A 13,984-nucleotide genomic window follows, 5' to 3' on the forward strand; every position below is an offset into this window, starting at 1 on the left:
CCGGAACAGGGGACACGGCCGGATATGCCGGTTCCGGCCCGGCAAAGGCATAGTTAAGCTCTTGAGCCTGCGTATATGTGGGTACAGTCACCGCATGAATGCGCGACGGAAACGAAGAGGGGCTTGAATTGGCAGGTAATGCAACCTTCCGCCACAGCAACACCGCGCTGCTCTCGGTGAGCAGCGTCGAGGCTCCGAGGATTGTAAGCTCCACGGACTTCGACCGCCACCTGGCGCACACCCTGAAGCGGCTGAAGTTTCCACCCCGGCTGCTTGAGCGGGTAGCAGGCATTACGCACCGCCGATGGTGGGCCCCCGGAACATCGTTCGATGACGCCGCGGTGGAAGCCGGCGCCAAGGCCCTGGCCGAGGCAGGCATCGAAGCCTCCGACGTCGGACTGCTGATCAACACCTCTGTCACGCGGCGCAACCTCGAACCGTCCGTCGCGGTGAAGATCCACCACGGCCTCAGCCTGCCGTCGTCGGCCATGAACTTCGACCTCGCCAACGCGTGCCTCGGGTTCGTGAACGCCCTGACCCTGGCAGCGAACATGATCGACTCAGGACAGATCAGGTACGCCGTCGTCGTCAATGGCGAGGACGCCCAGCTGACGCAGGAGGCGACCCTCGCCCGGCTGCAACGGCCGGAAACCACCCGCGACGATTTCAACCGCGAGTTCGCCACACTGACGTTGGGGTCCGGGGCTGCGGCGGCCGTCCTGGGGCCGGCCGATGAGCACCCCGGTGCGCACCGGGTGGTGGGCGGCGTGATGCGTGCCGGCACCGAGCACCATGAACTGTGCGTGGGCGGCATCGACGGCATGAACACCGACACGAAAGGGCTGCTCGACGGCGGCCTCCAGCTGGTCGTGGACGCGTGGCATGAGGCGCAGCCCGAGTGGGACTGGGCGGCCATGGACCGCTACGTCACGCACCAGGTCAGCAACGCCTATACACGGGCCATCATTGACGCAATCGACCTCGACCCGGACAAGGTGCCCATCACGTTCCCGCACTGGGGCAATGTTGGTCCGGCCTCGCTGCCCATGACGCTGGCGGCCGAGTCGCAGTCCCTGGATACCGGCGACCGCGTGCTGTGCATGGGCGTGGGTTCCGGCCTGAACACCGCGATGCTGGAAATCGTTTGGTGATCGTGGACTGGCCGGGCGTGGCCAACGAATGGTCGCGCGAAATTGATGTCCCTTCCACAGCGGGTGTCGATGCACCAGGTACGGTGCGCCGCTGGCACCTGCTGGACAACGGCGGAGAACTTGCCCGCCGCGGCCTGATTCCCGCAGGAACCCTGCTGTGCGTGCACGGCAACCCCACCTGGTCCTACCTGTGGCGCAGCCTGCTGGCCGCCGGATCCGACCCCGCTCATCCGTGGCGGGTGGTGGCGGTGGACCAGCTCGACATGGGCTTCTCCGAGCGGACGGGCACCTTCCGCCGGCTGGCTGACAGGATCCAGGACCTGGGCGACCTGACGGACGCGCTGGCCCTGGACGGACCTGTCGTCCCGGTGGGGCATGACTGGGGCGGGGTGGTCAGCCTGGGCTGGGCGCTGGCACATCAACACCAGCTGGCGGGTGTGGTGCTGACCAATACGGCCGTTCACCAGCCTGCCGACTCATCCATTCCCCCGGCTTTGCGCGTTGCCCTCCACCCTGCCGTGCACAAGTGGGGAACCACCACCTCCGATTCCTTCCTGCGGGTGACGCATTCGCTGGCGCAACCGCCGTTGCCTGCAGACGTCCGGAACGCCTACACGGCCCCCTACCGCGGAGCCGCGCGGCGGGCCGGGGTGGGAAACTTTGTTGCCGACATCCCCGTGGACGCCTCGCATCCCAGCTTTGCCGCGCTCGGCGGCGTGGCGGAAGGCCTCCGGAACCTGAAGGTCCCTGCCCTGATGCTGTGGGGTCCGCGCGACCCGATTTTTTCCGACCGCTATCTCAAGGACCTCATCACCCGCCTCCCGCATGCTGACGTGCACCGCTACGAGGGCGCAGGACACCTGCTCGCGGAGGACCGGGACATCGCCCCGGCGGTTTTCGACTGGCTGGCCGGGCGGGTCAGCGGCGGCGGCAACGGTTCGCCCGCGACGGGGAACGCCGCTTCCCAGCCACCGGCCCGCGAAGGTTTCCGGCCATTGTGGACGCTCCTCGCCGAACAGGCGGCAGGACCCGCCGGAGGTGAGCCGGCCGTCGTCGAAATGGCTGCGGACGGCACCGTGGCCCGCGCCCTCACGTGGCAGCAGCTGGACTCTGACGTCGACCGCCTGGCCACCGGCCTGCACCTGGCAGGCGTAAGGCCGGGCAGCCGGGTGAGCCTCATGGTCCCGCCCGGGGTGGACCTGACCGTGGCCCTTTATGCCTGCCTGCGGCTGGGAGCCGTGGTGGTGGTGGCCGATGCCGGCCTGGGTACGAAGGGATTGAGCCGGGCCGTCAAGGGGGCAACCCCGGACTTCCTGATAGGCATTGACAAGGCACTGGCCGCTGCCCGCGCCCTGGGCTGGGCGGCCAGGCGCATCAGCGTGCGCGACCTGCCGCCCGCCCGCCGGCGGATCCTCGGGGTGGAAACGTCCCTGGCCGGGCTGGCGAGGGCGGGTACCGTGCCCTCCGCCGGGCCTGGCCACGGCGACGGAACATACTCCGCGGCCCCGGACTCCCCCGCCGCCGTGCTCTTCACCTCCGGCTCCACGGGTCCGGCCAAGGGGGTTCTGTACACGCACCGGCAACTCGCCGCCATGCGGGACACCGTGGCCGAAACCTTTGGGATCCATCCGGGCCAGCGGCTGGTGGCGGGTTTCGCGCCCTTCGCCTTGCTGGGACCAGCTCTGGGAACCGTGTCCGTAACGCCGGCGATGGACGTCACCGCACCACGAACCCTGACGGCACGAGCCCTCGCGGATGCCGCAGCGGCCATCGACGCCACAGTGGTCTTCGCGTCCCCGGCTGCCCTGCGCAACGTGGTCGCCACCGGCGGCGGACTCACCGCGGAGGGCACGGCAGCCCTGAAACGCGTTGAACTGCTGCTCTCCGCCGGCGCTCCCGTTCCGGAGCCGCTCCTTGCGGAAGTGCAGCGGCTGCTGCCGGGTGCCTCCCTGCACACGCCTTACGGAATGACGGAGGCCCTGCCCGTCACCGACATCAGCCTCGAACAAATCCGGACCGCGGCCTTCGACGCCGGATCCGGGACAAAGCCCGGGGCCGGCAACGGCGTCTGCGTGGGCCGGCCCGTCCACGGCGCCCAGGTAGCCGTCATCCCCTTGGCGGCAGACGGTACCGCCCCCGGTTCAACTCCTGTCACGGACGCGGGAATCACCGGTGAAATCCTGGTCAGTGCTCCGCACGTCAAGGATATGTACGACCGGCTCTGGCTGACCCAGGAGGCCAGCACCGGCGTGGCCGGATGGCACCGCACCGGCGACGTAGGCCACTTCGACTCCGACGGCCGGCTGTGGGTGGAAGGCCGGCTTGCGCACGTCGTCACCGCGCCCGGTTCGGTGGTGACCCCGGTAGGCGCCGAACAGGCCATCGAACGGGTGGCCGGCATCCGCATGGCCGCGATCGTTGGCGTGGGGCCAGCGGGGACGCAGGCCGTCACCGCCGTCGTCGAGACCGTCCCGCCCGTCCGGAAAGCGGGCCCCGCCGGTCCGGAACTGGCTGGACAAGTCCGGGAGGCCGCCCGCCTGGCGGGCGTTTCCGTGGCCGCCGTCCTGGTGGTCCCCGCGCAGCCCACCGATATCCGCCACAACGCAAAGATTGACCGGACGCGCCTGTCCCGGTGGGCTGAGTCCGTCCTGGCCGGCGGACGCGCGGGGACGCCATGAAAGTCCTCGTCACCGGTGCAAGCGGACTCCTGGGCCGTGAAGTCGCCGGACAACTGGTGCGCCGGGGCCATGACGTCACCACCTTCCAGCGGCGTCCCTCAGGGGTCGACGGCGCCACCGACCACCGCGGATCCCTCACCGATGATGCCGCCGTCGGCGCTGCCGTCCGGGGTGCCGAGGCGGTCATCCACCTGGCGGCCAAGGTCTCCTTCACGGGCCGTGCCGCCGAGTTCGACGAGGTAAACGTCCAGGGCACCCGACGGCTGCTCCTCGCCGCCCGCGCGGCCGGTGTGAGGGACCTGGTCTACGTGTCCTCCCCGTCAGTGGCCAATTCCGGCGCCGCCATTGCGGGCCTGGGCGCAGAGCCGGCGGACCCGGAACGTGCCCACGGGGACTACTCCCGCACCAAGGCCCAGGCCGAACTGCTGGCCCTTGCCGCGGACGCCGCGGACTTCCGCGTTGCTGCCGTACGGCCGCATGTGGTCTGGGGGCCCGGGGACACCCAGTTGGTGGAACGGGTGCTGGCGCGCGCGGCCCGGCACCGGCTGCCGCTGCTGGATGCGGGTGCTGCCCTGATCGACACCACGTATGTGGACAATGCCGCGTCGGCGATCGTTGCCGCGCTGGACCGCATCGGCCATATCCATGGCAGGGCACTGGTTGTCAGCAACGGCGAGCCACGGCCGGTGGGCGAACTGATTGCCGGCATCTGCGCCGCCGGTGGCGTGCCTGCTCCGTCGTGGTCCGTGCCGGGACATCTTGCCCGGTCCGCGGGATCCGTAGTGGAAAAGGTGTGGCTGAGGCTTGGAATGCAGGACGAACCGCCCATGACGAAGTTCCTTGCGGAGCAGCTCTCCACCGCCCACTGGTTCGACCAGCGCGAAACCCGGGAACTCCTCGACTGGACTCCGGCCGTCTCGATCGACGAGGGCCTGGCGCGGTTGGCCGCATACTACGGCTCCCGCTGACCGCTCCGGAGGAGCTGGGCCGGGCCTGTACTACCAGCGGCCGTTGCGTGGCCGCGGCTGGCACACCGGGCAGGTGTGGGACGAACGGTTCATGAACTGCTCGCGGCGGATGATCGACTGGATCCCTGCGGCCGCGCACCTTGTGCACGGCTCACCCTGGCGGCCGTACGCGTTGAGTGACCGGTCAAAGTAACCTGAGGCGCCATTGACGTTGACGTACAGGGAATCGAAGCTGGTACCTCCTGCGGCCAGGGCATCGAGCATGACCCCGCGGGCGCTGTCGAGGACACGCCGGGCCTCGCCCCGGCGCAGGGTGTCGGTGGGCCGGGCGTAATGCAGCCGGGCCTGCCACAGGGCTTCGTCCGCGTAGATGTTTCCGATCCCCGAGACCAGGCCCTGGTCCAGCAGTGCCCGCTTCAGGCCGGTCCGGCGCTTCCGAAGCCGCTGGTAAAAGAGGTCGAAAGAGAAGGAAGGGTCCAGCGGATCGCGGGCGATGTGTGCTGCCTCCGCGGCGATCAAGGGAAGGGGGGATTCCGCCAGGCCGCCCGGGCCGCCGTCGTCCGTGGGTACCAGGGCGGTGACAAAAAGGCCTCCGAAGATCCGCTGGTCCACGAACCGCAGCTGGTCCGGCATGCCACCCCGGGGACTGAGCCGGAAACGGACCTTGAGGTGCTTTTCATCGGGAACGCCGGGGTCCTGCATCAGCAGCTGCCCGCTCATGCCCAGATGCGCCATGAGTGCCACCTTCGGAACAAGGGTGTCCTCCCCGCAGTCCGGCTGCGCGGCGGTGCCGTCCAGCAGCGGCATCCAGAGGAACTTGCCGCGCCGCACGACGTCGGCCACCGTGGCGCCTTCGAGGTTGCCGATGAAGTCGTCTACGCCAAGGGCGTGACGCCGGATGGAGCGGGGATCGATGACGTCCACGGCCCGGATGGTTCTGCCGCGGACCCAGTTCACCAGGCCGCGGCGCACCACTTCGACCTCGGGCAGCTCAGGCATGGAGCGCTACTTGGCGGCTACGGAGCCTGCGGAGGGGCTGGGCGCGGCCTGGGCCCCGGTTCCGGAGAGTACCCGCCAGGCGTCTGCCGCCGCCTCCTGTTCGGCTTCCTTCTTGGAATGGCCGGAGCCCTTGCCGTAGGCCGTGCCGCCAATGTTCAGCACCGCCATGAAGGTACGGGCGTGGTCCGGGCCGGAGCCCTCCACCGCATAGTGGATGGTGCCCAGCTGCCGGCTGGCGGCGAGTTCCTGGATGCTGGTCTTCCAGTCCGTGCCGGCGCCCAGGACGGCGGCGTCCTTCAGCAGCGGACCGATCAGCCGCATGACCAGCTGGCGCGCGGTTTCGATGTCGTTGGAGACGTACGTTGCCCCGATCAGGGCCTCCATGGTGTCCGCGAGGATGGAGGCCTTGTTCTTGCCGTGGGTGAGCTTTTCGCCCTGCCCCAGGTAGATGTACTCGCCAATGCCAAGACTGCGGCCGATGCCGGCCAGGGCCCGGGTACTGACGACGGCGGACCGGCGCTTGGCGAGTTCGCCTTCAGGCAGGTCCGGGTTGTCCCGGTAGAGGGCATCAGTGACGGAGAATCCCAAAATGGAGTCGCCCAGGAACTCGAGCCGCTCATTGGTGGGTATGCCGCCGTTTTCGTATGCGTACGAACGGTGGGTAAGCGCAAGACGAAGCGTCCCGGCGTCAATAGTGACACCGAGACGCTTCAGAAGCTCTTCAGTTGAAGACATCAGTCAGCCTGTTGGGCCGATTAGACGTCAGCGACCTTGCGGCCCTTGTACTCAAGGAACAGCGCGGTGCCGGCAGAGTCGGTAACGACCTTTGCCTGGTGCGGCAGGCTGTAGGTGACCTGGCCGTTCTCAACGGTCTTCACCAGGTGGGGGGCGGTCGCCTTCCACTGCGAGCGGCGGGCGCGGGTATTCGAGCGAGACATTTTCCGCTTGGGAACAGCCACGGCTAACTCATTTCTCTCTAGACAAACACGTACAAATCAATTTTGCCGGTCAGGCTTAGCCATATCAGCTAGGGCAGCCCAGCGAGGATCCAGGACCTCGTGGTGGTGCCCCGGCTCGTCTTCCAGGCGAACTCCGCATTCGGAGCAAAGGCCCTGGCAGTCTTCCCGGCACACCGGCTGGAACGGCAGATTGGTGACAACCGCGTCCCGCAACACCGGTTCAAGATCGATTACATCGTGCTCGACTCGACGTTGCTCTTCATCATCTTCTCCATCCGAAAGCTGAATGCCCTCGTAGAAGAAAAGTTCTTGCACATTGACCTCAAGGTCATACGCAAGGGGATCCAGGCATCGGCCGCACTCGCCAGTAACTTCGGCAACCACGGTTCCTGATACCAGAATTCCTTCGTGTACGGCCTCCAGCCTCAGATCCAGCTCGACATCCGAGCCTTCCTGAACACCAATGAGCGCCACACCAAGATCACCCGGTGCGGGTACATGTTCCGTCAGCGTCCGCATGCTTCCCGGGCTGCGCCCGAGGTCCTTGACGTCGAACGCCAAGGGCGAACCAGCATCTCTGTTAATGAGAACTCCTGTTGAACATATGACCGACGTACCATCTTAGCCTGAAGAGCCGCAGTGACTCAAACCGGCAGGAGGCAGCGCCGAAGTACCGATCCAGCCTACCGCTTTGGCTGCTGATCCGCCGAAGGCTCGCCGGAAACCATCCGCCGGTGCACAGAACGGGGCACATAAGCGGACACGCTGCCGCCCAGGGACGACACCTCTTTGATGAGGGTGGAGGACAAATGGACGTAGCTGGCCTCGGCCGGAAGGAAGACCGTCTCCACTCCGCTCAGCTGGCGGTTCATGGTGGCCATGGGGAGCTCGTAGTCAAAGTCCGACGAGGACCGGAGCCCCTTGACGATGGCCGACACGCCCCGCTGGCGGCAATACTCGGCCAGGAGCCCCTCGCCCACCGGTTCCACCACGATGCCCTTGAGCAGCGCCAACGTTTCGCGCGCCATTTCCAGCCGCTCTTCCAGGCTGAACATGTACTTCTTGGCGTAGTTGGTGGAGATGGCCACGATGACCTCGTCGAAAAGACCGGCAGCCCGTGCAATGACTTCGAGATGGCCGTTGTGGATGGGGTCGAAGGATCCGGGGCACACAGCGCGTCTCATGCTCCGAACCTACCCCATGGAAAGGCCGGGATACCATGACTGGATGCATCCACCACGGGAACTTTCCACCCCCTTGGCACCTGCGCCCTGGCAGCGCACAGCGCTCGGAGCCAACCTCCTGGCACCCGATGGCAGGCTGGGTGTCACCATCTTCGAAGAGATGACCACCCTGGCCGTCCAGACCGGGGCCATCAACCTGGGACAGGGCTTCCCCGATGAGGACGGCCCGGCCGAAATCCGGGAGGCCGCCCGGGCAGCCATCGCAGCGGGAGCCAACCAGTACGCACCCGGCAAGGGCCTCCCCGAACTGCGAGAGGCGGTGGCCGCACACCAGGAACGGTTCTACGGGCTGGCGCCGGACCCGGCCACGGAGGTCATCATTACCACCGGGGCTACCGAGGGCATCGCCGCCGCCCTCCTCGCCTTCGCCGGACCGGGCGATGAGGTCCTGACGTTCGAGCCCTTCTATGACTCCTACGGCGCGGTCATTGGGCTTTCCGGCGCCTCCCACGTAACGGTGCCGCTGGCCGCCCCGGACTTCATGCCGGACCTGGCGGCTTTGGAGGCAGCGTTCAACGAGCGGACCCGCGTGGTACTGCTGAACAATCCGCACAATCCCACCGGCGCCGTTTTTCCGCCGGCCGTCCTGCAGCGCGTGGTGGAGCTCGCGGAAAAGCATGGCAGCATCGTCATCACGGATGAGGTGTACGAGCACCTCACCTTCGGCGTGGCCCATACCCCCGTTGCCACCCTTCCAGGCGCCGCCGCCCGCACCATCACCATTTCCTCTGCCGGAAAGACCTTCTCCCTGACCGGTTGGAAGATCGGCTGGCTGAGCGGGCCCGAGGAGCTGGTCGCCGCCGTCCGCACGGTCAAGCAGTTCCTTACCTACAGCTCAGGCACTCCCTTCCAGGCCGCGATCGCCAAGGGACTGGCGTTGCCGGACGGTTTCTACACGGGCATCGCAGCCGCCCTCGGGAAGAAACGGGACATCCTCAGCGCCGGGCTCCGGGCGGCGGGCTTTGACGTTTTCACCCCGCAGGGAACCTACTTCGTCAATGTGGATACGGCGCCGCTGGGCATCACCGACGCCCTGGACCTCGCCCGCCGCCTGCCGGCACTGGTGGGTGTGGCGGCCATTCCCGTTCCGGTCTTCTGCCATGCGGAAGGCGCGGAACGGATGCGAAGCCTGCTCCGGTTCGCCTTCTGCAAGAAAACAGAAGTCCTGGAGGAGGCTGCGGCGCGGCTGTCCACCCTCCGTGGCAGGCTCTGATGTCCGGCGGCAGCGGCGTGCACGCCAGCCGCTTCCTGCGGACCACTGGCCAGCACGCCGGCATCGAATCCGATGCGTTCATTGACGGGGGCTATGTACTGAGCATCGGCGGATCAGAACAATCCCACGTCAACCTCGACCGGCCCGAGGACATTTTCTACGAGTACCTCCGCAGGATCGGACACCTGGTGGACCTGGCCGCCCCTCCCGGCGAGCCGGTCAGCGCGCTCCACCTCGGGGCAGGGGCGCTGACGCTTGCGCGGTACATCCAGGCGACCCGTCCCGGCTCGGTCCAGTACGCGGTTGAGCTGGAACGTGAGCTGCTGGACTTTGTCCTCCGGCACCTTCCCATGCCCGACGGAACGGACCTCACCACCATCATCGGCGACGCCCGCGAGGCGCTCGGTGCCCTCGATCCGGAGCTCACGTTCGACGTCGTGATCCTGGACATCTTTTCCGGCCCGGAGGCGCCGGCCCACATCGCCACCAGCGGTTTCTACCGCGAGGCCAGGGAGCGTTTGCGCCCGGACGGCCTGCTGATCGTCAATGTGGGCGACGAGGCCGCCCTCACACTGGTCAGGAGCCAGGTGGCGGCGATGCGCGCAGCCATGGCGGATGTGGGCGCCGTTGCGGAAGCGGGAATGTTCGAGGGCAGGTATCCGGGCAACATCATCCTGGCAGGAACGCAGGGCCCGTGGCCGGAATCGTGGACAGCTGAGCTGACCGCACGGGGCCCCCACCCCGCACGTGTCCTGGCGGGAATGGACCTGGACCCCTTCTCACGCTAAACGCCTGTCCGGCTGAACGCCTTGTCGGGCTAGGCGCCCTGGGTGTCCGGCCCGGCGGCCTCGAATCCGGCAGTGTCAGGTCCGGCAACATCGGCCAGGTCATCCGGAGCGATGGCGTCGGGCACGAACGGCTCGGCGAACCACAGCCGGGTTTCCCCGTACTTCTTTTCGGCGAACCTCGTCATCCCGTCCGGCCACTGCGGTTCCGGGGAGCGGGACGAGCGTTCCACCACCACAACGGCACCCGGGACCAGGTGCGCGGCGAGCTTCTGCAGCACCGCCGACAGTGCGGCTTCCTCCAACGGATACGGCGGATCCAGGAACACCAGGTCCCAGGCCGCAGATTCCGCGGCCCGGTCCAGGAAAGGTTCCACCCTGGAGCGGTGCACCGTGACGGCCTTTCGGCCCAGGACTCCGTTAATGAGGTCCGCGTTGCGCTGGCACACACCGCTGGCCTTGGCGTCGGATTCCACCAGGTCCACTGTCGCGGCTCCCCTGCTGGCGCTTTCCACCCCCAGGGAACCCGAACCCGCGTATAGATCAAGCACCCGCGCCCCGGAAATCACCTCGAAGGCGTCCAGGCGGGAGAACAGAGCTTCCTTCACCCGGTCTGTCGTAGGCCTGGTCAAGGACCCGGGAACCGCCGCCAACGGCGTTCCGCCACCAACGCCGGAGATAATCCTGGTCACCGTGCCCACCGCGATCCGCCGGCGCCCGCTCCGCTTTCTTTGCTAACCGCGTTCAAGGAACGCCTCCTTCTCAGGGTTGAGGTATTTCTCGATGGCGTCCGCGAGTTCCGGGTAGCCGGACAGCAACGGGTCGCCGCCTACGATCGCCTGGGCGTCCTCCCTGGCCCGGGCGATGACGTCTTCGTGTTCGAGCACCCGCAGCAGTTTCAATGTGGACCGTCCGCCGGACTGGGAAGCGCCCAGGATGTCGCCCTCGCGCCGCAGTTTGAGGTCTTCCTGGGAGAGCACAAACCCGTCGGTGGTGGCCGCCACGGCATCCAGCCGCCGCCGGCTTGGGTGGCCCGGTTCCAGGGCGGTGACCAGCAGGCAGGTTCCCGGCAGTCCGCCGCGGCCCACACGGCCGCGAAGCTGGTGCAACTGGGAGATGCCGAACCTGTCGGCGTCCAGGATGACCATCAGGGTGGCGTTGTGGACGTCCACCCCCACTTCGATCACGGTGGTGGAGACGAGCAGCTTGATGCGGTTGGCGGTGAACCCGGCCATGGTCTCCGTCTTCAGGTCGGGGTCCTGGCGTCCGTGTAGGGGAGCCAGCGGCACCCCTGCCAGCGAGGGCTCGCCCTGAAGATGGTCCACGACGGCGGTGACCGACGCGAGCTCCCGCGTCTCCTCTGTGTCCATGCCGGGAGGTGCCGCCTCCCCCGGGCTGAAGTCGCCGTCGTCGTCTGTTCCGATCTTGGGACAGACCACGTACACCTGGTGGCCGGCGTCGATCTCTTCCCGGGCACGTGCCCAGATCCGTGCCACCCAGCCGGGATTTTCCGCAAGGCCCACGAGGTAGGTGGTGATCGGGGCCCGGCCCTTTGGCAGTTCGTCGAGGGTGGAGGTCTCAAGGTCGCCAAACACGGTCATCGCTACGGTGCGGGGAATGGGCGTGGCGGTCATGACGAGCAGGTGCGGCGGTTTCCGGGCCTTCGCCCGCAGGGCATCGCGCTGTTCCACACCGAAGCGGTGCTGCTCGTCCACCACGATCAGGCCGAGGTCGTAGAAGGACACGTTGTCACTGAGGAGGGCGTGGGTGCCGATGATGATTCCTGCGGTCCCCGAGGCGGCGTCCAGCATGGCTTGTTTCCGTGCCGCAGTGGGCATGGACCCGGTCAGAAGCGTGACCTGCACGGACGGCCCGTTGCCCCCGGACGGCCCGCCGAGGAGTCCGTCGCTGGAGAGCACGCCCAGGGTGCGGCGGATGGAGTCGTAATGCTGGGCGGCGAGCACTTCGGTGGGCGCCAGGAGTGCGGCCTGGCCGCCGGCGTCGATCACCTGCAACATGGCCCGCAGCGCCACCACGGTTTTCCCTGAGCCCACTTCACCCTGCAGCAGCCGGTTCATGGGGGCTGCCTGCGCCAGTTCCGCGGCGAGGGTCTTGCCGACGGCGGCCTGGCCGGCTGTGAGCGTGAAGGGCAGGTCCTGGTCGAAGGCAGCCAGGAGACCGTCTGTGACAGGGCGCCGTGCGGTGGCTTCCTCGGCGGCGAGCTGGGCCCGGCGCCTGGCAAGCGCTGATTGCAGCACCAGGGCTTCCTGGTACCGGAACCGGTCCCGGGCGCGTTTCCAGTCGGCGGCGATTTCCGGCGCGTGGATGAGCCGGTACGCCTCCGCCACGGGCAGGAAGCCTTCCCTCGCGGCGACCGTAGGTGGAAGCGGATCCGGCAGCGCACCCAGGTCCACGGTTTCGAGCAGGGTGCCGATCACCTTCTGGATCCTCCAGCTGGGAAGCTTGGCTGTGGCGGGATACACGGGGATGGGCATCGCGGCGAGTTTCGCGGGGTCACCGGTGCCCTGCACGAAGGGGTCATCGTCCAGGAGCTGGAAGTCCGGGTTGGTGAGGCCCAGCTGGCCTTTGAAGCTGGTGACTTTTCCCGAGAACAGCGCCCGCCGTCCCTGCAGGAGCTCGGCTTTTGCCTTGTAGCCGTTGAAGAAGCTGATCTTGAGGGTCCCGGGCACTTTGCCGTGGTAGTCCCTGCCGCCCACCAGCCGGAGGCCCTGCTGCCCGTCGTCGTCGGAAACGATGACGTCCGTGATGGTCCCCCGCCGTGCCTGCATTGCCCGCGTGCTGCTGGACAGCACCCGGGCGATGAGGGTGACGTCCTCATTGAGCGGGAGCTCGCTGATGGGAGTCAGCTCACCGCGCATGAGGTAGCGGCGGGGAAAGTAATTGAGGAGGCCTTCGACAGTGGTGATGCCAAGGTGTTTTTCAATGACGGCCGCGGAGCGCTTTCCGATTCGGCGTTCCAGGGCGAGGTCCAGCTCAGCGTTCATGCCCGCCGGTGTTCACCTTTTCCGCATCCGGGTCCCGGGGAAGCGCCAACTCGCTGATGCTGATCTGGGACGGCTCCCCCAGCGACCTGATGATGTCCACGGCCGCGTCAGGTTCCGGAACGTGGACGTGGACCCGCCACCGGTAGTTGCCCTCGGGATCCGAGCCGTTGCCCACCTGGCTCATGATGACGGACTCGCCGATCTCGTCCAGCCGCTGCCGGAGGGTGGCGGCATTCAGGGGCGAAAGGTTGATGGTGCACATGACTTCCACGCCGTCGTCGTCCGGGATGGAAGTGTGGATGTGGGGATCGGAGACGTCGTAGCCGTGCAGGCCATCGAGGAGTTCGCTCTGCAATTCCTCGCCCAGGACGGCGGAGCGGAGGCAGTCGAGGATCAGCAGCATGCCCACGCCGCCCGCGTCCACCACATGGGCGGACTGCAGGGCATCGAGCTGCTCCTCGGTGTGGATCACGGCGGCCAGCGCACCCTCCACCGCCGCGTCCAGGGCCAGGCCCAGCGCATGGTTGCTGTCATCGCCGTCCTGGGCGGAGTCGACGGCGGCTGCCGCACGGGCTGCCGCTTCCATGACCGACAACATGGTTCCCGGAACTGGATCACTCAGTGCGGACCATGCGCGGATCTGGGCACGGTTCAGCGCTGCCGACAGGAGCGTGGAGGTCAACCGGGTATGGCCGGCAAGGGGTTCCGCGGCGGCGCAAAGAAACACGGAAAAAAGAGTTCCCGAGTTTCCCCTGGCTTCCTCCATGGCGGCCTGCCCGGCCGTGGCAAGGACTTCCCCGACGTCGACCGGGGCCGGCTGATCCTCGGCGAGCACCAGGGAGCGGGCGGCAGCGCGCACGGTGAGATAGAGGTTGGTGCCCGTGTCGCCGTCGGCCACCGGGAAGATGTTGATGGCGTTGAGCCGGTCGCTGTGGTTTCCCAGGGCAGTTTCAGCCTTGCCCAGCCACCTCTTCATCGCCAG

General features: G+C 67.4%; 13 protein-coding genes. 5 read left to right on the forward strand and 8 right to left on the reverse strand.

The features are described 5' to 3' along the window. Window positions 1-128: 128 nt before the first annotated feature. Genes LDO86_RS11860 through LDO86_RS11870 form a run of 3 tightly spaced genes read left to right on the forward strand, consistent with a single transcriptional unit; the run spans window position 129 to window position 4,797 of the window. Window positions 129-1,151: a 3-oxoacyl-ACP synthase III gene (locus tag LDO86_RS11860; RefSeq protein ID WP_026265615.1), complete on the forward strand. Its 1,023-nt coding sequence runs from the start codon at window positions 129-131 to the stop codon at window positions 1,149-1,151. Beyond that, entirely contained in the window at window positions 1,145-3,829 is a 2,685-nt protein-coding gene (locus tag LDO86_RS11865) for an alpha/beta fold hydrolase (RefSeq protein ID WP_026265616.1), read from the forward strand. The genes LDO86_RS11860 and LDO86_RS11865 overlap by 7 nt, the downstream gene beginning before the upstream one ends. Beyond that, window positions 3,826-4,797 carry an NAD-dependent epimerase/dehydratase family protein gene (locus LDO86_RS11870; RefSeq protein WP_018768301.1) on the forward strand — a complete coding sequence of 324 codons (972 nt, stop codon included), beginning with the start codon at window positions 3,826-3,828 and terminating at the stop codon, window positions 4,795-4,797. Before LDO86_RS11865 ends, LDO86_RS11870 begins: the two co-directional genes overlap by 4 nt. 30 nt (window positions 4,798-4,827) lie before the next feature. Here the strand turns inward: LDO86_RS11870 and mutM are convergent, their stop codons facing one another. The 5 genes from mutM to coaD all read right to left on the reverse strand — a co-directional run bounded on the left by mutM (window position 4,828) and on the right by coaD (window position 7,939). After that, entirely contained in the window at window positions 4,828-5,796 is a 969-nt protein-coding gene (mutM, locus tag LDO86_RS11875; RefSeq protein WP_018768302.1) for a bifunctional DNA-formamidopyrimidine glycosylase/DNA-(apurinic or apyrimidinic site) lyase, read from the reverse strand. 6 nt (window positions 5,797-5,802) lie between these two features. Then, complete coding sequence (gene rnc, locus LDO86_RS11880) at window positions 5,803-6,531, reverse strand: ribonuclease III (protein WP_018768303.1); 729 nt, start codon at window positions 6,529-6,531, stop codon at window positions 5,803-5,805. A 20-nt stretch (window positions 6,532-6,551) separates the two neighbouring features. Then, complete coding sequence (gene rpmF / locus LDO86_RS11885; RefSeq protein ID WP_009356569.1) at window positions 6,552-6,755, reverse strand: 50S ribosomal protein L32; 204 nt, start codon at window positions 6,753-6,755, stop codon at window positions 6,552-6,554. A 36-nt stretch (window positions 6,756-6,791) separates the two neighbouring features. After that, window positions 6,792-7,316, reverse strand: coding sequence for a YceD family protein (locus LDO86_RS11890; RefSeq protein ID WP_081620162.1), 525 nt, complete (start codon window positions 7,314-7,316; stop codon window positions 6,792-6,794). 122 nt (window positions 7,317-7,438) lie between these two features. Further along, entirely contained in the window at window positions 7,439-7,939 is a 501-nt protein-coding gene (coaD, locus tag LDO86_RS11895; RefSeq protein ID WP_026265617.1) for a pantetheine-phosphate adenylyltransferase, read from the reverse strand. 43 nt (window positions 7,940-7,982) lie between these two features. Between coaD and LDO86_RS11900 the strand changes: the two genes are divergently transcribed. Both LDO86_RS11900 and LDO86_RS11905 read left to right on the forward strand, forming a co-directional pair. After that, the gene (locus LDO86_RS11900) at window positions 7,983-9,212 is read left to right on the forward strand and encodes an aminotransferase class I/II-fold pyridoxal phosphate-dependent enzyme (protein WP_224083993.1); all 1,230 of its coding nucleotides are present in this window, start codon (window positions 7,983-7,985) and stop codon (window positions 9,210-9,212) included. Beyond that, window positions 9,212-10,000 carry a fused MFS/spermidine synthase gene (locus LDO86_RS11905; protein ID WP_018768308.1) on the forward strand — a complete coding sequence of 263 codons (789 nt, stop codon included), beginning with the start codon at window positions 9,212-9,214 and terminating at the stop codon, window positions 9,998-10,000. The genes LDO86_RS11900 and LDO86_RS11905 overlap by 1 nt, the downstream gene beginning before the upstream one ends. 29 nt (window positions 10,001-10,029) lie before the next feature. Here the strand turns inward: LDO86_RS11905 and rsmD are convergent, their stop codons facing one another. Genes rsmD through LDO86_RS11920 form a run of 3 tightly spaced genes read right to left on the reverse strand, consistent with a single transcriptional unit; the run spans window position 10,030 to window position 13,978 of the window. After that, the gene (rsmD, locus tag LDO86_RS11910; protein WP_051081314.1) at window positions 10,030-10,689 is read right to left on the reverse strand and encodes a 16S rRNA (guanine(966)-N(2))-methyltransferase RsmD; all 660 of its coding nucleotides are present in this window, start codon (window positions 10,687-10,689) and stop codon (window positions 10,030-10,032) included. Window positions 10,690-10,731: 42 nt separating this feature from the next. Next, a complete protein-coding gene (locus LDO86_RS11915; protein WP_018768310.1) occupies window positions 10,732-13,002 on the reverse strand; it encodes an ATP-dependent DNA helicase RecG in 2,271 nt (756 codons plus the stop codon). After that, entirely contained in the window at window positions 12,992-13,978 is a 987-nt protein-coding gene (locus tag LDO86_RS11920) for a DAK2 domain-containing protein (RefSeq protein ID WP_018768311.1), read from the reverse strand. Before LDO86_RS11920 ends, LDO86_RS11915 begins: the two co-directional genes overlap by 11 nt. Window positions 13,979-13,984: the final 6 nt, after the last annotated feature.

Origin of the sequence: Arthrobacter sp. StoSoilB19, from assembly GCF_019977275.1 — a bacterium.
In the GTDB taxonomy this organism is placed as follows: domain Bacteria; phylum Actinomycetota; class Actinomycetes; order Actinomycetales; family Micrococcaceae; genus Arthrobacter.